Origin of the sequence: Pseudooceanicola aestuariicola, assembly GCF_045763785.1 — a bacterium.
GTDB lineage: Bacteria > Pseudomonadota > Alphaproteobacteria > Rhodobacterales > Rhodobacteraceae > Pseudooceanicola.
The window spans coordinates 1,325,424-1,345,875 of sequence record NZ_JBJGSF010000001.1 but is presented as its reverse complement, the minus strand read 5'-3'; the positions used below and the strand labels follow the sequence as shown (position 1 = coordinate 1,345,875).

Annotated in this window: 22 protein-coding genes and 1 tRNA gene; 11 read left to right on the top strand and 12 right to left on the bottom strand. The window is 61.8% G+C overall.

Translation table 11 applies throughout. The features are described 5' to 3' along the window. Positions 1–82: 82 nt before the first annotated feature. A complete protein-coding gene (locus tag ACI3GR_RS06140; protein WP_407493197.1) occupies positions 83–1,270 on the top strand; it encodes a dipeptidase in 1,188 nt (395 codons plus the stop codon). 180 nt (positions 1,271–1,450) lie between these two features. Here the strand turns inward: ACI3GR_RS06140 and rpoH are convergent, their stop codons facing one another. Further along, positions 1,451–2,347 carry an RNA polymerase sigma factor RpoH gene (rpoH, locus tag ACI3GR_RS06135; RefSeq protein ID WP_407493196.1) on the bottom strand — a complete coding sequence of 299 codons (897 nt, stop codon included), beginning with the start codon at positions 2,345–2,347 and terminating at the stop codon, positions 1,451–1,453. 362 nt (positions 2,348–2,709) lie between these two features. Between rpoH and ACI3GR_RS06130 the strand changes: the two genes are divergently transcribed. After that, positions 2,710–3,330 carry a DUF4386 domain-containing protein gene (locus ACI3GR_RS06130; protein WP_407493195.1) on the top strand — a complete coding sequence of 207 codons (621 nt, stop codon included), beginning with the start codon at positions 2,710–2,712 and terminating at the stop codon, positions 3,328–3,330. On the opposite strand, the gene ACI3GR_RS06125 is transcribed toward ACI3GR_RS06130, so the two are convergent. Beyond that, a complete protein-coding gene (locus tag ACI3GR_RS06125) occupies positions 3,313–4,347 on the bottom strand; it encodes an RluA family pseudouridine synthase (RefSeq protein WP_407493194.1) in 1,035 nt (344 codons plus the stop codon). The genes ACI3GR_RS06130 and ACI3GR_RS06125 overlap by 18 nt on opposite strands. On the opposite strand from ACI3GR_RS06125, the gene ACI3GR_RS06120 reads away from it, so the two are divergent. Beyond that, a complete protein-coding gene (locus tag ACI3GR_RS06120; RefSeq protein ID WP_407493193.1) occupies positions 4,340–4,654 on the top strand; it encodes a DUF6476 family protein in 315 nt (104 codons plus the stop codon). The two genes, ACI3GR_RS06125 and ACI3GR_RS06120, sit on opposite strands and share 8 nt — an antisense overlap. A 122-nt stretch (positions 4,655–4,776) precedes the next feature. Here ACI3GR_RS06120 and ACI3GR_RS06115 read toward each other — a convergent pair. The 4 genes from ACI3GR_RS06115 to ACI3GR_RS06100 form a co-directional block, all read right to left on the bottom strand. After that, positions 4,777–4,853: transfer RNA gene (locus ACI3GR_RS06115), tRNA-His, on the bottom strand. A gap of 76 nt (positions 4,854–4,929) precedes the next feature. Continuing rightward, positions 4,930–6,144, bottom strand: a complete 1,215-nt coding sequence (locus ACI3GR_RS06110; RefSeq protein ID WP_407493192.1) for a pilus assembly protein TadG-related protein — start codon at positions 6,142–6,144, stop codon at positions 4,930–4,932. Continuing rightward, the gene (locus ACI3GR_RS06105; protein ID WP_407493191.1) at positions 6,144–6,545 is read right to left on the bottom strand and encodes a TadE/TadG family type IV pilus assembly protein; all 402 of its coding nucleotides are present in this window, start codon (positions 6,543–6,545) and stop codon (positions 6,144–6,146) included. The genes ACI3GR_RS06110 and ACI3GR_RS06105 overlap by 1 nt, the downstream gene beginning before the upstream one ends. A gap of 147 nt (positions 6,546–6,692) precedes the next feature. Next, complete coding sequence (locus ACI3GR_RS06100; protein WP_407493190.1) at positions 6,693–6,827, bottom strand: hypothetical protein; 135 nt, start codon at positions 6,825–6,827, stop codon at positions 6,693–6,695. 273 nt (positions 6,828–7,100) lie between these two features. Here ACI3GR_RS06100 and ACI3GR_RS06095 point away from each other — a divergent pair, with 273 nt between their 5' ends. After that, positions 7,101–7,298 carry a DUF6324 family protein gene (locus ACI3GR_RS06095; RefSeq protein WP_407493189.1) on the top strand — a complete coding sequence of 66 codons (198 nt, stop codon included), beginning with the start codon at positions 7,101–7,103 and terminating at the stop codon, positions 7,296–7,298. Positions 7,299–7,316: 18 nt separating this feature from the next. Here the strand turns inward: ACI3GR_RS06095 and ACI3GR_RS06090 are convergent, their stop codons facing one another. Then, on the bottom strand, positions 7,317–7,778 hold the full coding sequence (locus ACI3GR_RS06090) for an MmcB family DNA repair protein (RefSeq protein ID WP_407493188.1): 462 nt from the start codon (positions 7,776–7,778) through the stop codon (positions 7,317–7,319). 116 nt (positions 7,779–7,894) lie between these two features. Between ACI3GR_RS06090 and ACI3GR_RS06085 the strand changes: the two genes are divergently transcribed. The 3 genes from ACI3GR_RS06085 (at position 7,895) to ACI3GR_RS06075 (ending at position 10,395) form a co-directional block, all read left to right on the top strand. Further along, the gene (locus tag ACI3GR_RS06085) at positions 7,895–9,214 is read left to right on the top strand and encodes a hypothetical protein (protein ID WP_407493187.1); all 1,320 of its coding nucleotides are present in this window, start codon (positions 7,895–7,897) and stop codon (positions 9,212–9,214) included. Then, complete coding sequence (locus ACI3GR_RS06080; RefSeq protein ID WP_407493186.1) at positions 9,211–9,948, top strand: COG3904 family protein; 738 nt, start codon at positions 9,211–9,213, stop codon at positions 9,946–9,948. Before ACI3GR_RS06085 ends, ACI3GR_RS06080 begins: the two co-directional genes overlap by 4 nt. A 99-nt stretch (positions 9,949–10,047) precedes the next feature. Then, positions 10,048–10,395, top strand: a complete 348-nt coding sequence (locus ACI3GR_RS06075; RefSeq protein WP_407493185.1) for an ArsR/SmtB family transcription factor — start codon at positions 10,048–10,050, stop codon at positions 10,393–10,395. Positions 10,396–10,796: 401 nt separating this feature from the next. Here ACI3GR_RS06075 and ACI3GR_RS06070 read toward each other — a convergent pair whose 3' ends face one another. From ACI3GR_RS06070 to ACI3GR_RS06060, 3 genes are all read right to left on the bottom strand, one after another. Next, positions 10,797–11,102, bottom strand: a complete 306-nt coding sequence (locus tag ACI3GR_RS06070) for a hypothetical protein (RefSeq protein WP_407493184.1) — start codon at positions 11,100–11,102, stop codon at positions 10,797–10,799. Positions 11,103–11,197: 95 nt separating this feature from the next. Beyond that, positions 11,198–11,470 carry a hypothetical protein gene (locus tag ACI3GR_RS06065; protein ID WP_407493183.1) on the bottom strand — a complete coding sequence of 91 codons (273 nt, stop codon included), beginning with the start codon at positions 11,468–11,470 and terminating at the stop codon, positions 11,198–11,200. After that, positions 11,445–14,255: a bifunctional [glutamine synthetase] adenylyltransferase/[glutamine synthetase]-adenylyl-L-tyrosine phosphorylase gene (locus ACI3GR_RS06060; protein WP_407493610.1), complete on the bottom strand. Its 2,811-nt coding sequence runs from the start codon at positions 14,253–14,255 to the stop codon at positions 11,445–11,447. Before ACI3GR_RS06060 ends, ACI3GR_RS06065 begins: the two co-directional genes overlap by 26 nt. A gap of 63 nt (positions 14,256–14,318) precedes the next feature. Between ACI3GR_RS06060 and ACI3GR_RS06055 the strand changes: the two genes are divergently transcribed. The 4 genes from ACI3GR_RS06055 (at position 14,319) to ACI3GR_RS06040 (ending at position 16,919) form a co-directional block, all read left to right on the top strand. Then, positions 14,319–14,783, top strand: coding sequence for a YbaK/EbsC family protein (locus tag ACI3GR_RS06055; RefSeq protein ID WP_407493182.1), 465 nt, complete (start codon positions 14,319–14,321; stop codon positions 14,781–14,783). A gap of 117 nt (positions 14,784–14,900) precedes the next feature. After that, positions 14,901–15,359 (top strand): DUF2852 domain-containing protein, encoded by a 459-nt coding sequence (locus ACI3GR_RS06050; protein ID WP_407493181.1) that lies wholly within the window; start codon positions 14,901–14,903, stop codon positions 15,357–15,359. Positions 15,360–15,435: 76 nt separating this feature from the next. After that, positions 15,436–15,885 carry an RDD family protein gene (locus ACI3GR_RS06045; protein WP_407493180.1) on the top strand — a complete coding sequence of 150 codons (450 nt, stop codon included), beginning with the start codon at positions 15,436–15,438 and terminating at the stop codon, positions 15,883–15,885. A 215-nt stretch (positions 15,886–16,100) separates the two neighbouring features. Continuing rightward, the gene (locus tag ACI3GR_RS06040) at positions 16,101–16,919 is read left to right on the top strand and encodes an arginyltransferase (protein WP_407493179.1); all 819 of its coding nucleotides are present in this window, start codon (positions 16,101–16,103) and stop codon (positions 16,917–16,919) included. 244 nt (positions 16,920–17,163) lie between these two features. Here the strand turns inward: ACI3GR_RS06040 and ACI3GR_RS06035 are convergent, their stop codons facing one another. Both ACI3GR_RS06035 and ACI3GR_RS06030 read right to left on the bottom strand, forming a co-directional pair. Continuing rightward, positions 17,164–19,518, bottom strand: a complete 2,355-nt coding sequence (locus ACI3GR_RS06035; RefSeq protein WP_407493178.1) for a TRAP transporter large permease — start codon at positions 19,516–19,518, stop codon at positions 17,164–17,166. Between the two features lie 12 nt (positions 19,519–19,530). Beyond that, positions 19,531–20,424 carry a TRAP transporter small permease subunit gene (locus ACI3GR_RS06030; protein ID WP_407493177.1) on the bottom strand — a complete coding sequence of 298 codons (894 nt, stop codon included), beginning with the start codon at positions 20,422–20,424 and terminating at the stop codon, positions 19,531–19,533. Positions 20,425–20,452 lie beyond the last annotated feature (28 nt).

Here is a 20,452-nt window from a genome sequence, read left to right as displayed (position 1 = left end):
CGCCCCCCTTGATGACGTAACGCAAACATGGCCCCTATCGCGGGGCCATGTTTATGTGGTGCCATTAAGGGAGGTATTTCAGATGTACAGATTTCTGGTTTGGGTCGCGCGGATCATCCTTGGGCTGGTCGCGCTTGCTGCGCTTGGGGTCATTGCCTTCTGGACGTTCGCGCCCGGTATTGTGGGCGCGGCCCGCAACAACGTGATCGAACATGAGCCCTATCCCGTCACCGACACCGCACAGGCCCTGCATGATCAGCTGATCATCGGCGATTGGCACGCCGATCCGCTGTTGTGGAACCGCGACCTGACGACCCGCGGCGGCTGGGGTCAGGTGGATTTTCCCCGGCTGATCGAAGGCAACGTGGGCCTTCAGGTCTTTACCGCCGTGACCAAAAGCCCCGCCGGTCAGAACTACGAAGAAAACTCGGCCGAGGCGTTTGACAACATCACCCTGCTGGCCTTCGGGCAACGCTGGCCGATCCGGACATGGACCAGCCTTTACGAACGCGCGGTCTATCAGGCGGAAAAACTGCACGAATTCGCGGCGCAAGACGGCCGCGTAACGATCATCAAAACCGCCGCAGACCTTGACGCCGTGCTCGACGCCCGCGCCAATGGCGAAGACCGGATCGGCGCGCTGCTTGGCATCGAAGGCGCCCACGCGCTCGAAGGCGACATGGCTAACCTCGACGGGCTGATCGACGCGGGGCACCGCCTGATCGGGTTGCACCATTTCTTCGACAACGCGCTTGGCGGATCGCTGCATGGTCAGGCGAACTCTGGCCTTACCGACTTTGGCCGCGCTGTGGTCGAACAGGTCGCCAGCCGACCGCTGATCCTCGATCTCGCCCACTCCAGCCCGCAGGTTGTCGAAGAAGTCCTCGCCATGACCGACATCCCCCTGGTCGTCAGCCACACCGGCGTCACCGCCTTTTGCGAAACGCCGCGCAACCTGTCGGATGATCTGATGAAACGCGTGGCCGAAACCGGCGGCACGATCGGCATCGGCTATTGGGACGAGGTGTCGTGCGGCCAGATCACCCCCGCTGGCATTGCCGAGATGATCATCGCCGCCGTGACCCTGCTGGGCGAAGATCACGTCTCTCTCGGCTCCGACTTCGACGGCTCGGTCGAGACGGCCTTCGACACGGCGGAACTGGCGGCGCTGACCTCGGCCCTGCTGGACCAAGGTCTTACCAACGACCAGATCGCCAAGGTCATGGGCGGCAACATGGTCCGCGTCCTGCGCGCGCGCTTGGGCGGCTAAACGAAAAGCGGCGCGCCTGATCCGGCGCGCCGCTCCTGTCTTCTTTGGTCAAATAAATATTCCTCGGTTGCGCGAAACGCTGGCGCGTTTCTGCTTTCGCCGCACGCGAAACCTTTCAGGTTTCTGCTTGGGGGGAATTGGCCGAAGGCCAAGGGGGCAAAGCCCCAAATCCCCGAAACACTACGCCTCGACCAGCATTCCTTTTTCAGACGCCAGTTCCCGCATCCGCTGCTGCAGCTTCTCGAACGCCCGCACTTCGATCTGGCGGATACGTTCGCGGCTGACGTCATACTGGGCGGACAGGTCTTCCAGCGTGATCGTCTCCTCGCTCAACCGGCGTTGGGTCAGGATGTCCTTTTCGCGGTCGTTCAGAACCTCCATCGCCTCGGCCAACAGTTCGCGACGCGTGTCCAATTCGTTCTTCTCGGCATATTCGTTGGCTTGGTCGGCGTTTTCATCCTCAAGCCAGTCCTGCCATTCCATGGTGCTGTCGGCATCCTGACCCACCTGACGGTTCAAGGAAGCATCGCCCCCCGACATCCGCCGGTTCATCGAGATGACCTCATCCTCGGTCACGCCAAGATCAGTTGCGATCTGTTTGACGTTCTCGGGGCGCAGATCGCCGTCCTCGAACGCACCAAGCTTGGCCTTCGCCTTACGCAGGTTGAAGAACAGCTTTTTCTGGGCAGATGTCGTGCCAAGCTTCACCATCGACCACGACCGCAGGACGTATTCCTGGATCGAGGCGCGGATCCACCACATGGCATAGGTCGCCAGCCGAAAGCCCTTTTCGGGGTCGAAGCGTTTGACAGCCTGCATCAGGCCGACGTTGGCTTCTGAAATCACCTCAGCCTGGGGCAGGCCATAGCCGCGATAGCCCATAGCGATCTTGGCGGCCAGTCGCAGGTGCGAGGTCACCAGTTGATGCGCCGCATCGGTGTCCTGATCTTCGACCCAACGCTTGGCCAGCATGTATTCCTGATCCGGTTCCAGCAGGGGGAACTTGCGGATTTCCTGAAGATAGCGGTTTAGCCCGCCTTCCGGCGATGGTGCCGGCAGATTAGCAAAATTTCCCATTCTCTGTCCTTTCCGTAGACCCCAATGTTTAAGGGCTTAACATGGCAGATAGGTACGCGCGACACTGTGTTCAAGATCGCTAGCACATACTTATTAACGCAGGATGAGGCGATTTAGATCGCTCTTTCCGCAAGATTTCGTTGTTTTCACGCCGATGTGTGAACGGGTGATCGCCAAAAGTCTGCGCCTTTCGCGACACAGGCGCAACGCGCATCAGCGCACAGAGGTCTCTGCCAACACGAACCGACCCGCATGAGCGCACTTATGCATATCCGTATAATACACCTGCCAAATCGGGCAATCCCCATGCGCAAACTCATAGCTTAGGTCTGGGCCAGACATTTCACAGATTGGATCACACCATGAAACCTCAAACCCTTCCCCGCCTTGCAGGCCTTGCCTACCTTGGGATCATCGCCAGCGGATTGACCGCTGAACTGGCCTTCCGAGGCCCGGTGGTTGGTGCCACTGACCCGACCCTCGCCCTGCAATCCGCCCTGCCGGACTGGCGTGCGGCAATCGGGCTTGACCTTGTGATGCTGACACTGGATGCGGCGCTGGCCTTCATCCTGTTCTACCTATTCCGCCCTCACGGCCCGAACCTGTCCTTGGCGGCTTTGGCCCTGCGTCTGACGCAGATGGCCATTATCGCGGCGCATCTGCCATTGTTGGTTTCGGCGATCGACGCCCCCGATGCATCAGCGCTGATGACCCGCCATGGCATCGGCTATGATGTGGGCCTTTGGTTCTTTGGGCTGAACGCTTTGGTGATGGCGACGTTGCTGTGGCGCGTCGGAGCCCGGATGCTGGGCGGTTTGGTCGCCTCGGCCGGGGGGGTCTACCTGATCGGCACGCTGACCCGATTGGTCGCGCCCGAGCTGAACGCCGCCTTCCAGCCTGCTTATGGCATCGCCGTGATTGCAGAGCTGTCTTTCGCCCTGTGGCTGCTGCGCGGCCCGCGTGCCTTACGCACCGCTGCGTAGGGTCGTCAGAAGGTCCTGCATGTCGGTGGGCAGATCGGCTTCGAACCGCATCGGGGTCTGATCCTCGGGGTGGTCAAAGCCCAACACGGCGGCATGCAGGGCCTGACGCGGAAATCCGTCCACGGCAAAGGTCGCCTTGGGCCCCAGCAGTTTGCTGGCCTTGCGCCGTCCGCCATAGATCGTATCGCCCACCAGCGCATGACCCGAGTGGGACATATGCACCCGGATCTGATGGGTGCGCCCGGTTTCCAGCCGACATTCAATCAGGGCCGCGCCGCCGAAATCTTCGACCAGCCGCGCCCGTGTCACCGCATGACGCCCGCCGTCGAAGGTAACGGCCTGCCGCTGCCGATCCGTCCGGTGTCGCGCCAGCTGAGTCGTCAGCTTCAGCACCCCGCCGCCTTCGAAACTGGCGCCCTTCACACCGCGCAGACGCGGATCCCCCGCATCCGGCACGCCATGGCAAACCGCCAGATAGGCGCGTTCGGCCGTGTGTTTTTCAAACTGCGCGGCCAGCGCATGATGCGCCTTGTCGGATTTTGCCACCACCAACAGGCCACTGGTGTCCTTGTCGATCCGGTGCACAATGCCGGGCCGCTTTTCCCCGCCGATACCGGACAGGCTGTCGCCGCAATGATGCAGCAGCGCATTCACCAGCGTCCCGTCAGGCGATCCCGGGGCTGGGTGCACTACCATGCCCGCGGGCTTGTTGATGACGATGAGCGCCGCGTCCTCAAAGACGACGTCCAGCGGGATGTCCTGCGCCACCGTGTCGACCTCGACCGCGGCCTCCAGCATGATGTCAAAGACATCGCCTTCGTCGACGCGCGCCTTGGGGTCTGTCACGACCTCACCACCCCGCGTGATCGCCCCCTCGGCCAATAGCCGCGCAAGACGGGTGCGTGACAGCGACGCCGCCTCTGGCACATCACGGGCCAAGGCCTTATCAAGACGTGCGGGCGGGTTAGCCCCGATGCGCACGGACAAGGTTTCAAAGGCGGCACGGTCAGTGGACACGAATACTCCTACAGAAGACCCGGATATTCCCCAGCTGCGCTTTCTGCGGGTGCTGGTGTCTACCTTGGCGGGCGTGATGATTTTGGGGCTTCTAGTCCTGATCGTTCTGATTGTCATCCGTTTCCGCGCCGATCCCACGCCCCTGCCTTCGCTGCCGCCGCAGATCACGCTGCCAGCTGATATCACCGTGCAGGCAATCACGGCCGGCCCCGGCTGGTTCATGATCGTCACGACGGATGGTCAGGCGCTAGTCTACGGCACGGACGGGAACCTTGTGTCGGAAAACAAACTGACGCTGCCAGAGTGATCCCCGCTGCGCCCCTGCGCGCGGCCCCTTGCTTCATCTTTCCAGAAATACTCACGGCGCAACGCAGCCACAGGCCATGCCGCGGCAGACAACCGCGCCTCGTCCAAACTGATTTTGGGGAATGGTACCGCCTCCCTGGCTTGAACAGGGGACCTCTGGATCCACAATCCAGCGCTCTAACCAACTGAGCTAAGGCGGCACGTTCGGGCCAATTACAATCCCCAAACGTCGAATGCAAGTACCGCGATGGGAAAACCTGACGCAAATTTCCGCGCTTAGTGAAGCGATACCCGATCCGAGGAAATCAGCGCCTCTGCCCCAAGGCAGACGCCCCCCAGACGACCGAGCGGTGCCGCCGTCTTTGCCAGAGAATTCAGGACCGTTCCGCGCTCCCGTGCTTCGAACCCGGAATTGACCAGCGCCAGCGCGGGCATGGCGGCCTCGATCTCGGCATTGGCGAACATGTAAAGGCGCGGCCCGGCACCGGGGGCGCAGGAGTCTTTGTCCATCACGCGGGTATCATGGGGCACACGCGCTTCGTTCAGGCGCGGGAAAAATTGCGAGGTATTGGTCAGGAACAGGCTGGAGCGGGCGGTCACATCACTGTCGAAGCGGATCGGGCAATCGCTGATCAATAGTGTGTCTTCGATCTGCAACGGCCCGCGCAGCCGCGCGACGCCCCCCGACGGACAGGTCAGCCGCAGCTTGGCCCCAGGGCGAAGGATGTCCACCGTCAGCTCTGCCGGGGTGATCGTCCGGGTTGTGGACATCAGATCGGCAAAGGCCCGGCGTGCAGACAGGACCGACGCGAAATCCACCGACGAAATGCCAGGCAGGGCCGCTTTGACGACCTCACCGATCAGCGCGGCGCCATCGTTGATCAACCATTCGGGCAAGGGGGCTGCGGACACGCTGGCCTCGGCCTGAACACACAGGCCTGCAAAGGCGTCTCGCCCCAGCAGGTGCCCCTTAGCCTGCACGGAAATCAGGGCGTCGGGACATGGCAGGGTTTCAACCGTCCGGGCCCGCGCAATGGACGAGACGCGCAAATCCCATTCCCGCAGACCGACCATGCCCAGAAGCAGCGTCTTCTCTCCGTTCCCCTGCGAAGGTGAGCGGGCCAGTGACACACGCACCGCATCAGGCGTGTCTCCGCCGGCCGTAAAGATACCCGTGATCGGGTCATACCGCCCGACTTCGACACTTCCGGGGCGCAGGGCGTCGATCATATGGGTTTTGCCAAGGCTGGTCCGGATCGATTGTTCGGCGACCGCCTGCGGCCCCGACATCCCCTCCGGCTCACCCAAGCGGACGGCGGCGGCAACGGCGGCCAGATCCGCGGCGGATTGCAGCGCGGCCTCGACCCGGTAGCGGTTGGCGAAATCCATGGCAAAGCCGCCCACCAGCAGGACGATACCAATCAGGTACAACATCAGGAATGTCGCTGCTCCGCGCGTGTCGCGATAGAAATCGGACAGACGACCCAGCATCAGACCGGCTCTCTTAGAATTTCGACCTCGGCGACCCAGTTGCCAGACAGCTTCGCGGTCGCAAAATCGATGATGCCAGAAGTCTTCATCGGCGTCTTGATCGACACTCGAACGGTTGAGCGGTCTTCGACGATATCGATCTGGTAATCGGATCGCGTCCAATGCAACCCGCTGTTAATAAGTTCACGCGCATCTTGGGGTGAGATTTCGTGCATCGAAAGCCCCCTCGCCGCGATCCGGGCCTGATGCCACATGGTGCTGTTGACGGTCATCGCATGTGCGAAATCCAGAACGGTCAGGAAGATGCCAAAGACAAGCGGCACCCAGATCGCAAATTCCAGAGAGACGACACCGGACTCGTTTTTTAGGAAATTTTTAGAGGCGATTCTGATGTGCTTCATGAGATTTCCCTTCTGGGATATAGCTGTATACACCTCGTCCGGCGAGAATGAGGCCGGATTGCGGCATGTGATTAGATTTTTACCAAGTTGCGGAAATTAAACTGAATAAACTTCGATCGCAGGCGATTTCGTTTGGCGGTCCAAGGCTCAGGGCTGAAGAACCGATTCGAAACCGGCGATGATCTGGGCGGCATGGCTGTCCATGACTGCGCGGGTGTGATCCAGCGCACCGATCCCGAAGCTTAACGCCACTGGCATGAAAAAGAGCATCTCCTTGCTCATCGTTCCTGCGGTTCCAGACCAGAAGGCTTTGATTTTCGACACGTCCCACTCCATTCGATTAAGATTTTCTTGATCGTGATGGTGCTCAAACGGTTAACAAATTCTAAACACAGAATGCGACCATTGAGCAGGCGGCCTTGGATTTTCCATATATTTCAGACATATAGCTGTAAACACATGTTAACAGCCCTATACTTTTGCACCCTGACTTGAAGTTTATTCTGCGCTGAGATAGCCAATCGCATCCCGCCATTTCAGCGATCCGAGGCAGCCATGGGCATCGACACCGAACGCGACATCGAAGCAAATCTTCAGATCGGTCCGACCGATCAGGGCATGGTGCGCCTGTTCATTGAGGCCGGAAGCGCCGAGATTCCGATGGATTTCGATCCGGATGAGGCGCGCGAGATCGCAGAAGAGATCATGGCCGCCGCCAAGGCCGCCGAATCTGTGGGCCGGAAGCGCCGCTAAGCCCCGCCTGAAAGTTATTCAGAACCCGCCGGGCGTGCCCGGATCGCGGGTCCATTGCAGCCGCCGCGCCGTATCCCGCGCCAGTTTCAACGTCGTCGCCTTGCGACGCGCGGGCGCTAGCTTTGTCTCGTCCGGATAACGCACGATCTCTCCTCCCCACGCGTCGGCCAGGATCAGGCCGGTTTCATCTGGCAACAGCTCGACCGGGAAGTCCGGCCCCACGGCCCAGAAGAAGCGGTCACAAAACTCCAGATACCCCTGCCATTTCGCGTCGCCCATGTAATCCGCGCGCGAGGATTTGCATTCGACGCACCACAACTCTCCCTTCGGACCGACGGCCATCACGTCCATGCGCAACCCGCGCTTGGGCACGAATTCCTCCAGACACCAGAAATCATGGCTGGCCAGCAGGCGACAGACGCCGCGGGCGATCAACTGACCGGGTTGGAATTGGCTTAGATCGGGGCTGTGGTCGTTCATAACGCAATCATGAACATTTCGTGAACAAATGCAAGTCTGGCGGCCCAAGACTGGCGTAACCCCTGCCCTAACCCTATTTTCAGCCAATTGCCGATCATTGGCCAAAGGGGGACAGGATGAGCGCAAGGACAGACCGCGGCGCGAAAATGGCGCGCGAGCTTGAGGGCCATCTGGGTTGGCTGGACAGTTTCACCGGGGCCGCGCTTGGCGTGTTGGCGGTGGCGTCGGGGATCTACACCTATCTCGGCGTGTCATCGCTGCTGGACGGGGACGGCGCGATGAAGGCCTTTGCCGCCATCGCCTATTCCATCGCCGTGTCCACGGGCATCTTTGTCTTCTGGTCTTATATGATGCGTCTGTTCCCCGCGATGCAGACGGCGCGATCCAGAATGGGCCTTCTGGGGGCCATGGGTCTGGGGTCGGTCGCCATCATCGCCATGTCATCGTGGCTGAACGCTGCGGCCTTGGCCGGGGCGGCTGCGGTCGAACAGCATCTGGCGGAAACGGTACAATCCTATCAGGAAACGCTGGAACGCACGCATGAGATCGCGATCTCCGCCCAAGGGTTGGAGCGTGACGTGGCCCGCGTGCGCCAAAGTTTCGAAGACCTGTCGGAACAAGAGGCCGCAGGCACCCTTTCGGGCCTTGCCGGTCGCGGCGCCGTGTTCCGGGTTCTGCGCCAGAAAAGCGCCGAACTGCAGGGACTTGAAGATCAAATCTCATCCCAAGGGCCGCTGGTCTCGGCCGCTTTTGCCGAAGGGAACGCGCTGCTATCGCGGATGCGGGCGCTGACCGTGGAACAAGGCCCGGTCGAGGCGCGATCAGTCGAGTTTTCGGAACAGGCGGTGCAGTTGGCGGGGATCATCACGCGGTTGCGGCAATTGTCGGTGGCCCCCTTGGTGGAACGGGCGGCGCAGGATTTGGCGGCCTCGGTCGTGCTGCCGGAATTGGACGGGCGGACGGAATCGAACCGCAGCGACCAATCCGCCACGATCACCTCGGTCCTCGACGTGCTGGGCCAACGGGCCGAGACCCTGCAACGCGCCGCCGCCGAAGTGATCGCGATGCCACCCCCGCCCGAGTCCACTTACACCCCCATCAGCGCCGCTGACGCGGTGATCCTGTATGCCCGCAACTTCATCCCGTCTTGGGCCGGAGCCATTGCGATCGACCTGTTGCCCGCCGTGCTGGTGTTGATCGTGGCCATCACCCAAGGGCTGATCCGGCATGGGCGTGACGGCGCGCCGATCGAAGACACGATGACCATCGCCGAATTGCGCGCGGCCCTGCACGCCGCGCGGGACGTGGATCAATCCTTGCTGCAAATGACCCCGCAGCAGCCGGTGATGCCTGCGCCCTCTGCCCCGCCGACACCCGCGACGCCCCCCGCGACGCCTGCTACGCCGGATTCGCCTGACACAGGGTCCGCATCATGATCAGCGATCAGGAAAAGCTGCGCCCGATCCGGCGGATGCTGACGGGCGTACTGGCCGTGCAACTGGTGCTGGGGGCGGTGCTGTTTCTGGGCGACATCGGGCGCGACTTCAGCCTGCCGACGACCGGCCCCGCCGCGCCCCGGTTCGACATGCCAACCCGTCCCGGAGACCAGACCCGGCGGTACGACCCTGAAATGCCCGCAGGCCCCGGCACACAGATCGACGGCCCGATGCCAGAACGTCTGGTGATCGAACCACTGGACGATGGTCGCGCCCTGCTGACCGGTCGGATCGGCCCCGGCGACGGGGACCGTCTGGTGACGCAGATCGAAAGCTCAACTGCCACGACCTTTGTGCTGCATTCCCCCGGTGGGTCGGTGCAGGACGCACTGATCGTGGGCCGTGCGCTGCGGGATGCGGGAAAAACAACCGAGCTGCGGTCCACCGACGTCTGCCTGTCGGCCTGCCCCTATATGCTCGCGGGCGGAGAGACCCGGCAGGTGGCCGATGGGGGCCGCGTGGGGCTGCACCAGCATTACTTTGGTGAAAACACCTTCCTGCCCGCGTTTCTGGCGGTGCAGGACATCCAGCGCGGTCAGGGCGAGGTCATGCGCTATCTGGACGAGATGGGCGTAGACCCGATGGCCTTGGTGCATGGCTTGGCGACGCCGCCCAAGTCGATCTACGTACTGTCGCGGGACGAGTTGGAAGAGTACCGGTTCGTCACGGAGTAACCTCTTATTTCCTTGAGGTTGGCGTTAAATCTACGCCCCGGCGGTACCACCTGAACACTTAGCATTTGCGCTAAGTGACACCCTGAGATACTTAGCATTATGGCTAAGCAAAACCAAACACTCGATCTTGTGTTCCAAGCCCTGTCCGACCCCATTCGCCGCGACGTGCTGGACAGGTTGCAAAGCGGCCCCGCCAGCCTTGGCGATCTGGCAGACGGGCATGGGATCTCCCTGCCCTCGTTCTCTCGTCATATAGGCGTGCTGGAAGATGCAGGCCTGATCGCGACCGAGAAGAAGGGCCGTGTCAGGATGTGCCGTTTGGTGCCGAAACGCCTGCAGGTTCTGGACGACTATCTGGCAGGGTATCGCGGAATGTTTGCCGCAAAGCCCGTGGGGTATGGCAAGCTGGCGAAGTCGCTTTATGGGGCGGATAAACGATCGAGCTAGGGCTTTAGCGAGTGGTCGAAGTCAAACCGGTCCCACGCCGATCATGTTCCCCGCCCGGCGGCGACGCCGGGCAGCGCCGACCCGCCCCCTTGGGCGGCGCTATTGCGCCACCCCGGGTCGGTCGCTGCCCTTGATGTCCACCTCGGCGGTTGCGCGCGAGACAGTGCCTCTCCCCCTTGCCGAGAGGCAGCCGACAAACTATCTGGGGGTCAGGCGGGTGCTGCCCTTCTCGTGAACGGGTACATTCCGGTGGCCTTAAGCAAATCCGAGGGAGCTGGCTCTGTCCGGACCGTGGTCTGGTTACCCGGCGCCCACCTGTAGATACAGGTCCTCGGGAATGCGTCACCCAAACGGTTGCGTGCGGGCCCGCCGCTTTTACGCAAAACGCTTAGCGCGTGATCTTAGCGCTTTTTGGCCTGCGCTTTGGCGTAGGCCGGTTGCAGCCGCGTCACCGGCGCGCGGGTTCCGCCGCGCGGTGTGTCGTCCTTTTCGCGCAGCGCCATGACGGCCAGCGCGAATTGCACCCCTGCAAAGACGATGCCGTTTGCGAACCACATCATGACGATCGCCATGTAGCCCGCGGGCGATGACAGCATCAGGTGGCGCAGGTTGCCGACGTTAAAGCCGATCAGGGCCGCCACGAAAATCGCAGCAATTCCAAAGCCTATCAGGACGTTCTTGATGTAAAGACGGATCAGTTTGGGCATGTCGCACCCCTCTACAATAGGTCAATCATATCGCGAAAGCCCGATGTGTCACGCCCCGCCTGCGGGCCAAAGCGTCGCAGGCGGGAAGTGGCCGATCAGTGGCGGCGGGCGGCGCGGCCCCCGCGGCGGCCAGCGGTCGCCAGACGCGCCTGACCTTCGATCAAGAGCGTCGTCATCGGATGATCGGGCGCATCCGTTCCGTATTGCGCCTGCAGGGCGGCCAGCGCCTCTTTCTGGGGGCGGTCGTCCGGCAGGCTAAGCGCCCAGTCCATCAGGATGGATCGGCACTCGGCGTCTGAAATGCCTTCGATATTGAAGGATTCACGGATCAACCCCTTGGGGTCATTGGGATCTTGGGTCTTGGGCATCGTCAGCTCCGGCTGTCAGGGCATGGTCTATGATTGCGGCGGCTTTGGGGGCCGCATCGGTAAGGCGCTTGGTCAGGGCATCAAGGCTGTCGGACCCCAGTTCGCGCAACAACAATTCGCACCCGCCGCGCCCCAGCACATCGGGATCCAGCGGGCGGTCGGTCAGCAGTTTGACGGTGGCGTTAAGCCGCCAGAAAAGCCCCCAGACCTCGGTCAGGGTGTCGGCCTCGGCCCCGGTGATCCAGCCCTGATCCGCCGCATGGGCCAACCCGTCTGCCACGTTTGATCCGGCGCTGCCTGCGGCCAGCGTTCCGGCCTGGGCCAGCAGTTCGATGTCCTGCACGCGGCCCCGGCCGATCTTCATTTCCCACAGGCCGCCCTCGCCCTTGGCCTGCGCAATCCGGTCGCGCATGTCGGCCACGTCACGGCGCATGGCCTGCAGGTCACGCGGTGCAGACAGAACTTGCGTTCTGAAGTCTTCCACCCGGGTCTGAAACGCCTCTGATCCCGCGAGCGGGCGGGCCAAGGTCAGGGCCAGATGCTCCCAGGTCCAGGCCTGTTTTTCCTGATACTCTTGGAACGCAGCCCATGAGGTTGCCACCGGCCCCTGATTGCCCGAGGGGCGCAGGCGCATGTCGACCTCATAGAGCCGCCCTTCGGCCGTCGGTGCGGACAGGGCCGTGACCAAAGCCTGCGTCAGTCGGGCGTAGTAGGCCCGCGTGGCCAGAGGACGCTTGCCATCGGATTGTTCAACGCCGTCAGGATCATAGATCACGATCAGGTCCAGATCAGATCGCGCGTTCAATCGCCGCGCACCAAGGCTGCCCATGCCCAGCACCACCGCACCCTTGCCCGGACAATCGCCATGACGGCGGGCAAAGTTGCGCTGCACCACGGGCCAGAGGCCGCGGATCGTGGCGTCGGCGATGTCGGAGTATTGCGCGGCGGCCTCTTCCGCGCCGATCAGACCGCGCAGGTGGTGTACGCCAACCCGGAAGTGCCATTCGCGTTGCCAGCGGCGCGTGGTGTCGAGCCGTTGTTCGTAATCCTCGTCCTGCTCCAACAGCCCGGTCAGATCGCTGGTCAGGTGGTCCAGCCCCGGCCACGGGCCAAAGAAACTGCCCCCGATCACCGCGTCAAAGACCGAGGCATTGCGCGACAGATAGAGCGCCAAATCAGGCGTCGTGCCCGCGATATCGGCCAGCAGGTCGATCAGCTGGGGGTTGGCCTCGAACAGGGAAAACAGCTGCACACCTGCGGGCAGACCGGCAAGGAATCCATCAAGGGCGGTCAGCGCCTCTTGCGGGCGGGCCGCGCGGGACAGGGCCTGCATCATCCGCGGGCGCAGGCGGTCAAAGATCGATTGCGCACGGGCGGATCGCAGCGCGGGATAGGATCGCCAGCGGGTGATGACCTCTTCGGGGATTTCGGTGGGCGGCTCGTCCGTGTCTGGCGCGTCGGCCTCTTGATCGCGGGCGAAGAAATCTTCGCAGATGGCGTGGACCTCTTCCAACCGGGCCTTAAGGCTGCTGCGGAACGTGTCGCACTCTTCCCCGCAGAGCGCGGCGATGCGATCGATGCCATCGTCGGAGTTCGGCAGCGCGTGGGTCTGGCTGTCGTTCACCATCTGGATACGGTGTTCGACGTCGCGCAACACGCGGTAGTGGGCGATCAGCTTGTCCGTGATGTCCTTGTCGATCCACTTCTTTTCCGTCAGCAGGCCAAGCGCGCGGACCGTCGGGCGCACCCGCAGATCGGCATCGCGCCCACCCGCAATGATCTGGTGGAACTGGGCAAAGAATTCGATTTCCCGGATGCCGCCACGCCCCAGTTTCATGTCATGCCCCGGCAGGGTGATCGCGCCGTGGTGGCCTTTGTGGTCGCGGATCGCCTGACGCATGTCGTGGGCATCCTGAATGGCCGCGTAATCAAGGTGCTTGCGCCAGACGAAGGGTCGCAGGTTGGTCAGGAACTTGTCACCCGCCGCCAGATCGCCCGCACAGGGCCGCGCCTTGATATAGGCGGCGCGCTCCCATGTGCGGCCAAGGCTTTCATAATACCGCTCGGCCGCGTCCAGCGACAGGCAGACGGGGGTGACAGACGGATCGGGACGCAGGCGCAGGTCGGTGCGGAAGACATATCCCTGATCGGTGATGTCGTTCAGTGTGCCGGCCATGGTGCGGGTGGCGCGGACGAAGGCGGCGCGCGCCTCGCCCAGATCGTCCGGGTCGAACTGATCATCATCGAACAGCACGATCAGGTCGATGTCGGAGGAATAGTTCAGTTCCCGCGCGCCCATCTTGCCCATCGCCAGAACGACCATTCCGGCGGCGTTGTCCAAGTCATCTTCAGTCTTGCCGGGCACCTTGCCCCGCCGCAGCAAAGGGGCCAGTGCGGCGCGCAGGGCCAGTTGCACCGACAGATCGGCAAAGTCGGTCAGGTGGCCTGTCACCTCTTCCAGCGGCCAGACGCCGCCCAGATCGGCCAATGCGGTCAGCAGCGCAACGCGGCGTTTGCCCTGACGCAGCGCGGGGCCGATGTCTGACAGGTCCCAATCGCGTAGCCGCGCGTATTCCGCCTGCAGCGCCGTTTCGGGATCATCCAACGCCGTGGTGATCCACGCGGCCTCTTTCTGGATCAGCGACGACAGGTAGGGGCTGTTGCTGCCTGCCCCCGCGATCAGGTCACCGACGGGGCCTTCTAATCCCACATGCGCGCGCGCGTCGGCCGCACGTTCTGCGTCAAGGATACGGGGCGTACGGGTCAGGCGTTCGGCAAAGCTCATGCGCGGACAATTGCCCTGTCGCCGGGTCTGGTCAATGGGGATCATCGCGGGCATGGTCGCGCCATGAGCAAGAGCATGAAGCGCGTGCGTCAGGCGCTGAGCGACGCAGGGATCGAGACCGAGATTCAAGAACTGGGCGCCGCCCGGACCGCCCAAGAGGCGGCGGATGGTGTCGGCTGTCATATCGACCAGATCGCCAAGTCCATCATCTTTGCCGGAGTGCAAAGCGGAGAGGCGCTGTTGTTCCTGACCGCAGGCGGCAATCAGGTGGATCCGGTCAAAGCCAGTCAAGTCGCCGGGGAAGCCTTGGCCAAGGCCGATGCGGCGCTGATCCGGGCGCAGACGGGGTTTGCCATTGGCGGTGTCGCGCCCGTGGGCCACATCAATCCGATCCGGGCGTGGATCGATCCAAGGCTGCTGGAATTTGATCGGATTTGGGCTGCTGCGGGCACGCCGCACCATGTTTTCGGCATGAACGCTGCCGATCTGCCCCGAATTTCTGGCGCGCAAGTGGCTGATTTTACGTAGCTTATCAAGAAAATGTAAAAAACATTCACATCCCCCCTTGCGGGGGCCGGTCTCAATCCCAATCTTGGTAATGTGAAAAGCATTCACATCGACGAGAAACCTTACAGGAGACCATCAATGACCCTCGCAACCACCACCGCCTATTCTGGCCAGGAAACCCGCCACATGGGGTGGTTGTCCCGGTCCGAGGCCTGGCTTGACAGCAAAGGCAAAGGGGCCTGGATCGCCGCCATGGTGCTTGGCTTCGTCTTTTTCTGGCCGGTTGGCCTTGCCCTTCTGTTCTACATGATCTGGAGTAAACGCATGTTCAGCAAACCCTGCAGCCGTTCGGGCCGTAACTTTGAAATGCGCCGGTCGGGCATGGCCGCGATGAAAACCAGCGGCAACACGGCGTTCGACGCCTACAAGGCCGACACGCTGCGCCGCCTGGAAGAAGAACAGGAACAGTTCGAAAACTTCCTGGACCGTCTGCGCGAAGCCAAGGACAAGGCCGAGTTTGACGAGTTCATGGACGAACGTGCCAAAAAGGCCCGCGCCGACACGAACGAGAAGACGCGCGAAGAAGAAGACGCTTAAGCCGGGTGTATCACACGACGACACGGGGGCCGCATCAGGCCCCCTATATCCCCAACGCCATCCCTTTGAGACGACGATGACCGACCAGACCTGGACCATACCTGACCCACACGTACAGCCCGAGTTTTACGCCGATATTCCCGTAAAACGTCTGTTGGCCTGGGTGGTGGACTGCATCCTGATCACGCTGGTGGTGCTGGTCGCCCTGCCATTCACCGCCTTTACCGGCCTGTTCTTTCTGCCCTTCCTCTACCTTGTGATCGGCTTTCTGTACCGCTGGATGACGCTGGCGGGCGGATCGGCCACCTGGGGGATGCGTCTGATGGCGGTCGAGATGCGGGATGGCTATGGCCGCCACTTTGACGGTGCGACCGCATTCCTGCACACGCTTGGCTATACTGTTTCGCTGGCGTTTCCGGTTCTTCAGATCATCTCGATCGTGATGATGGTGACCGGTCAGCGGGCGCAGGGCTTGACCGACAATGTTCTTGGAACGGTCGCAATCAATCGCCGCGCCGGTCATTGATACCGATTCCTGAACAATCGATCCGACGCAGCGCCCGGGCTTTCCCGGGCGTTTTGTCATTCACGCGGGACGTGTCCGAACGTCCCATGATTCCCGGCATATCCTTGCCTGTTTTCGCTTTTTTGCCGCAACGTACGGTGGGGGGCGGCTCTTCCTTTGACAAGCGGGCGGGCATATGTATCGTTCTGACAAAGCTGCCCCAACTACCCTGATCCATGCGCCACACACTACCACTGACGCCGCAGTTCTATGTGACTGCCCCCCAGCCCTGCCCTTACCTTGAGGGCCGGATGGAGCGGAAGCTGTTCACCTCGCTGTCTGGCGACGGGGCGTCGCGGCTGAACGACAGCCTGTCGAAACAGGGGTTCAGGCGCTCTCAGAACGTGTTGTATCGCCCGTCTTGCGCCGATTGTGCGGCCTGTCTGTCGGCGCGGATCGACGTGTCGGCCTTTGCGCCCAGCAAAAGCCAGAAGCGCACGATGAAGCGGAATCAGACTTTGGCCCGTCAGGCGACCTCTCCTTGGGCGACCGAAGACCAGTACGAGCTGTTCCGCACCTATCTGGATGACCGCCACGCCGATGGCGGCATGGCGGACATGGACGTGTTCGAATTCGCCGCGATGATCGAAGAAACACCGATCCGCAGCCGGGTGATCGAATACACGGACCCCGAAGGTACGCTGAAGGGCGTGGCGCTGACGGATGTGTTGGATGACGGGTTGTCGATGGTCTACTCCTTCTACGACCCCGAGATGCGGGCCTCGTCGCTTGGTACCTACATGATTCTTGATCATATCGAGATCGCGCGCGAAGCGGGGCTGCCTTATGTCTACCTTGGCTACTGGGTCCCCGGATCGCCCAAGATGGGCTACAAGGCCAAGTTCAAAGGGGTCGAGCTTTACGTCGGTGGTCGCTGGAACAAGATGCGCGACCCGGCCGATTACGACACCGAACGCCATCCGCTCAAGACCGATCCGATTGCGGAACAGGTGGCGAATATTTCGCTGCCGGATTTGCGGTCGCCGCGGGGGTAAGCCCCGTTTTCTTCGAAAGCACCAAGCGCGGAATCAAGGCCGAAGGCCGCCGCGCATCGACGGGCCGCCCCCTGGCCCGGCGATGTGTCGACGTTCGTGGTAAGGTCGTCTGCGGCGCTACCACTGCTAACATAAATCGCGCTGGCCTGACGTAGGGTATCGCCGCGCCGCGGCCCGACGCTGCGCGGCTCAAACAAAAAGCCCCGGCGTTTCCACCGGGGCTTTTCCAATTCTCAGACCGCGCTTACCGCCCGATCAAATCCGGCACGATGGTCACGATGCTGGGCACGAACCACAGCAGCGCCAGACCCACCACCTGGATCAACACGAACGGAATGATCCCGCGATAGATGTGGCCGGTCGTCACCGACGGCGGTGCCACGCCCCGCAGATAGAACAGAGCAAAGCCGAACGGCGGGGTCAGGAAAGACGTCTGCAGGTTCACCGCGATCATGATGGTCACCCACTTAGGATCGAACGACCCGCCATAGATCACAGGGCCGACGATGGGCACGACGATGTAGATGATCTCGAGGAAATCCAGCACGAAGCCAAGGACGAACAGAACCAGCATCACCAGAAGGAACACGGTGAATTCGTTGTCGAAGGACCGCAGGAATTGCTGGATGTAATGTTCACCACCGAAGGAAATCACCACGAGGTTCAACAGCTGCGACCCGATCAGGATGGTGAACACCATCGAGGTCACCTTGGCCGTTTCCCGCACGATGGGCGTCAGCACCCGGTTTCGGAACAGCACGATACAGGCATAGACCAGCGCGATAGCAGCCAGCATGTAGGACGCCGCAGCGATGACAAAACCAACCTGATTTTCGAAGGTCACGACCTCTTGGTTCATCCGCAGGTCAAAGTTGATGCCGACCAGGATCAGCGTCACCAGTGCCACGGTCGCCCAGACGATGATCTTGCCGGAATTACCTTCGTCCTTCAGCTTGCGATAGGCGGCCAGCATGATCGCCCCGCCAGCACCCAGTGCGGCAGCCGGCGTCGGGTTGGTCACGCCGCCAAGGATCGAGCCCAGCACGGCAATGATCAGCACCAGCGGCGGGAAGACGACGCGGATCAGGTCATTTTCTGCCATCCGGGCCGCCGCATGTCGCAGCGACCAGAAACAGATCAGTACCGGGATCAGCAGGATCGCCACCTTGGTGCCGCCCGACATGGTCGGACCGATCACGACCGCATCCAGCGCAAAGGCCAGTGCCGCGCCGATCATGCCGATGGCCAGCGGACCCACCGGGGCCGAAGGCTTTACGCCCCGCGCCACGGCCAGCGTCAGCAGCACCAGACCAAACAGCGTCGCAACACCCGACCCGATGGGCGCAGCAGCGGCCACCGCAGCGGCGCGGGCTTCGGTCAGTTCTTCGGGCGTCAGTTCGCGTTGTTCTTCGGACCCACCCGCGTCGGCCAGTGCCTGACGGGCTGCGACGGATTCATCCCACCGCTCTTGCCCGTGCAGGTCGATCATGGCGTCGCGACAGCTATCGCTGACATTGGTGCGCAGCGCGTCCAGACGATCCACCTGCGTATAGGCCGATACCGTCGCGTCTTGGGGGCCAACCAGCCCCGCTTGCCCTGCACCGATCAGACCGCCGATGATGATGACCGGCACGGCCAGGAACCACGTCAGACCTTCGGAGCGGGTGATGACCTCACCATCCGGGTCGTCGATATGGACAGCGGGCGCCTTGGAGGGGTTCAACATCGCGTAGCCAAAGGCATAAGCGGCGTAGAGGAAGGCCAGCAGAACGCCGGGCAGCAGTGCCGCCTGAAACAAGGTCCCGACAGACACAACCGCCGGACGGCCCAGATAGGTCAGCGCGTCCGAACAGCCAAAGCCCTGCGCGCGGGTTTCCTGCGCGGCGGAATAAAGGTCACCGGCCAGCGTGCCCAGCAGAACGATCACGATCGACGGCGGAATGATCTGTCCAAGCGTACCAGAGGCCGCGATGACCCCCGTCGACAGTTCCGGCGAATAGCCGTTGCGCAACATGGTGGGCAGCGACAGCAGACCCATGGTCACAACCGTCGCGCCGACGATCCCGGTGGAGGCAGCAAGGAACGCGCCCACGACAACCACGGACACGGCCAGACCGCCGGGCAGCGGGCCAAAGACGCGCGCCATGGTGGTCAGTAGATCGTTGGCGATCTTGGACCGCTCCAGCGTGATGCCCATCAGGACGAACATCAGAACCGCCAGCAGCGTTTCAATCGACTGACCGGCGAAGACGCGTTCGTTCATCCGGTTGACGATAAAGGAAATATTCCGGTCCATGGCGACTTCCCAGCCGCGTTCAAAGACCGGCACGCCGATGGTTGGCAACTCCGGGTATCGGAAATGCGATATGGCATCACGGTGAATGCCCGAATTTATCAGCTCTTTATACGCGGCCGATCCCTGGTCGATGGCCTGGTGAACCAGCATCCCCTGCCCGTCCAGCCATGCGATGACCGCAAAGGAAATCAGGCCTGCACCCGGGATGGCAAAAGCCACCGGAAAGCCCGACAGGATCCCTGCGAACAGGGATAGGAAAACGATAATCAGGCCGATTTCGACGCCGTCTAGTCCGAACAACATGCCCCTAACCCCTTAGTGTGTGCCTTCGTAGGCTTCTTCACCTTCGCCGAGCGTGTCCCGGTCGAGGTATTTATCCTTGCTCTCTTCGCCTTCGATGAACTCCAGCAGCGACCGATAGAAGAACGCGATGCCGTGAATAAAGACCAATGCGATGAAAGACAGGATGAGGATTTTAAACAGGAAATAGGCATCGAACCCGTCGGGGCTGAACCCGGTCCGTTCGACGTTCCATTTCACGATTTTCGATTTGCGCAGCATCAGGTCCAGCTTGTCGGACGCCGACACCTTGGGCGTGATCAGGTGACGCCACAGGAAGTACCACGAATACATCCATGCCAGCACGGCAAAGGGGATCATGAAGAACAGCGCCCCGAACATGTCGATGACTTTCTTCACCCGATGCGACACGCCCGCATAGATCAGGTCGACGCGCACGTGGCTGCCCTGCACGAAGGCATAGCTGACGCAGAGCGCCACAACGACCGCGTTCCACAGCTTCAGACCTTCGGCGTACCATGTGATCGAATTGGTGAACCCGATGCCAAAAGGCGCGATGGTGATAGAGCCAAGGCGAAAGATGGATTGCAGGAAGATGATGATGATCTGCTGACCAACCATAATCAGACCCGCCCAGGCGGCCGCCCGTCCGATGACGTTGGCAAAGCCCTCCATCACGCGGACCATCCCCCACATGAAGGGGCGGAAAATCAGGCCAGCCACGGTCAGCACAAGGAAGATGTCGAACAGGGCAAAGAAGAATTCCGTCGATCCGCCGTAATAGACGAACCGCAACAGCGCCTCTTTGTCTGACCAGTTCAACCACATCCCTGGATGGGTAACTGCATAGAAAATATGGTAAAAGCCTAGGCCGATGTGCCCCACCAGCCAGCTGACAGCATCAATCACGTCCCATCCCCCGGTCCATGTGCCGAAA

Bases quoted from the DNA above. Each gene is read 5' to 3' on its own strand.
- ACI3GR_RS06090 (WP_407493188.1), bottom strand. From the start codon at position 7,778: ATGAACGACCACAGCCCCGATCTAAGCCAATTCCAACCCGGTCAGTTG.
- ACI3GR_RS06100 (WP_407493190.1), bottom strand. From the start codon at position 6,827: ATGAGCAAGGAGATGCTCTTTTTCATGCCAGTGGCGTTAAGCTTCGGG.
- ACI3GR_RS06035 (WP_407493178.1), bottom strand. From the start codon at position 19,518: ATGTTGTTCGGACTAGACGGCGTCGAAATCGGCCTGATTATCGTTTTC.
- ACI3GR_RS06040 (WP_407493179.1), top strand. From the start codon at position 16,101: ATGCGCCACACACTACCACTGACGCCGCAGTTCTATGTGACTGCCCCC.
- ACI3GR_RS06140 (WP_407493197.1), top strand. From the start codon at position 83: ATGTACAGATTTCTGGTTTGGGTCGCGCGGATCATCCTTGGGCTGGTC.
- rpoH (WP_407493196.1), bottom strand. From the start codon at position 2,347: ATGGGAAATTTTGCTAATCTGCCGGCACCATCGCCGGAAGGCGGGCTA.
- ACI3GR_RS06045 (WP_407493180.1), top strand. From the start codon at position 15,436: ATGACCGACCAGACCTGGACCATACCTGACCCACACGTACAGCCCGAG.
- ACI3GR_RS06085 (WP_407493187.1), top strand. From the start codon at position 7,895: ATGAGCGCAAGGACAGACCGCGGCGCGAAAATGGCGCGCGAGCTTGAG.
- ACI3GR_RS06050 (WP_407493181.1), top strand. From the start codon at position 14,901: ATGACCCTCGCAACCACCACCGCCTATTCTGGCCAGGAAACCCGCCAC.
- ACI3GR_RS06080 (WP_407493186.1), top strand. From the start codon at position 9,211: ATGATCAGCGATCAGGAAAAGCTGCGCCCGATCCGGCGGATGCTGACG.
- ACI3GR_RS06095 (WP_407493189.1), top strand. From the start codon at position 7,101: ATGGGCATCGACACCGAACGCGACATCGAAGCAAATCTTCAGATCGGT.
- ACI3GR_RS06130 (WP_407493195.1), top strand. From the start codon at position 2,710: ATGAAACCTCAAACCCTTCCCCGCCTTGCAGGCCTTGCCTACCTTGGG.
- ACI3GR_RS06105 (WP_407493191.1), bottom strand. From the start codon at position 6,545: ATGAAGCACATCAGAATCGCCTCTAAAAATTTCCTAAAAAACGAGTCC.
- ACI3GR_RS06055 (WP_407493182.1), top strand. From the start codon at position 14,319: ATGAGCAAGAGCATGAAGCGCGTGCGTCAGGCGCTGAGCGACGCAGGG.
- ACI3GR_RS06110 (WP_407493192.1), bottom strand. From the start codon at position 6,144: ATGCTGGGTCGTCTGTCCGATTTCTATCGCGACACGCGCGGAGCAGCG.
- ACI3GR_RS06065 (WP_407493183.1), bottom strand. From the start codon at position 11,470: ATGCCCAAGACCCAAGATCCCAATGACCCCAAGGGGTTGATCCGTGAA.
- ACI3GR_RS06060 (WP_407493610.1), bottom strand. From the start codon at position 14,255: ATGAGCTTTGCCGAACGCCTGACCCGTACGCCCCGTATCCTTGACGCA.
- ACI3GR_RS06075 (WP_407493185.1), top strand. From the start codon at position 10,048: ATGGCTAAGCAAAACCAAACACTCGATCTTGTGTTCCAAGCCCTGTCC.
- ACI3GR_RS06070 (WP_407493184.1), bottom strand. From the start codon at position 11,102: ATGCCCAAACTGATCCGTCTTTACATCAAGAACGTCCTGATAGGCTTT.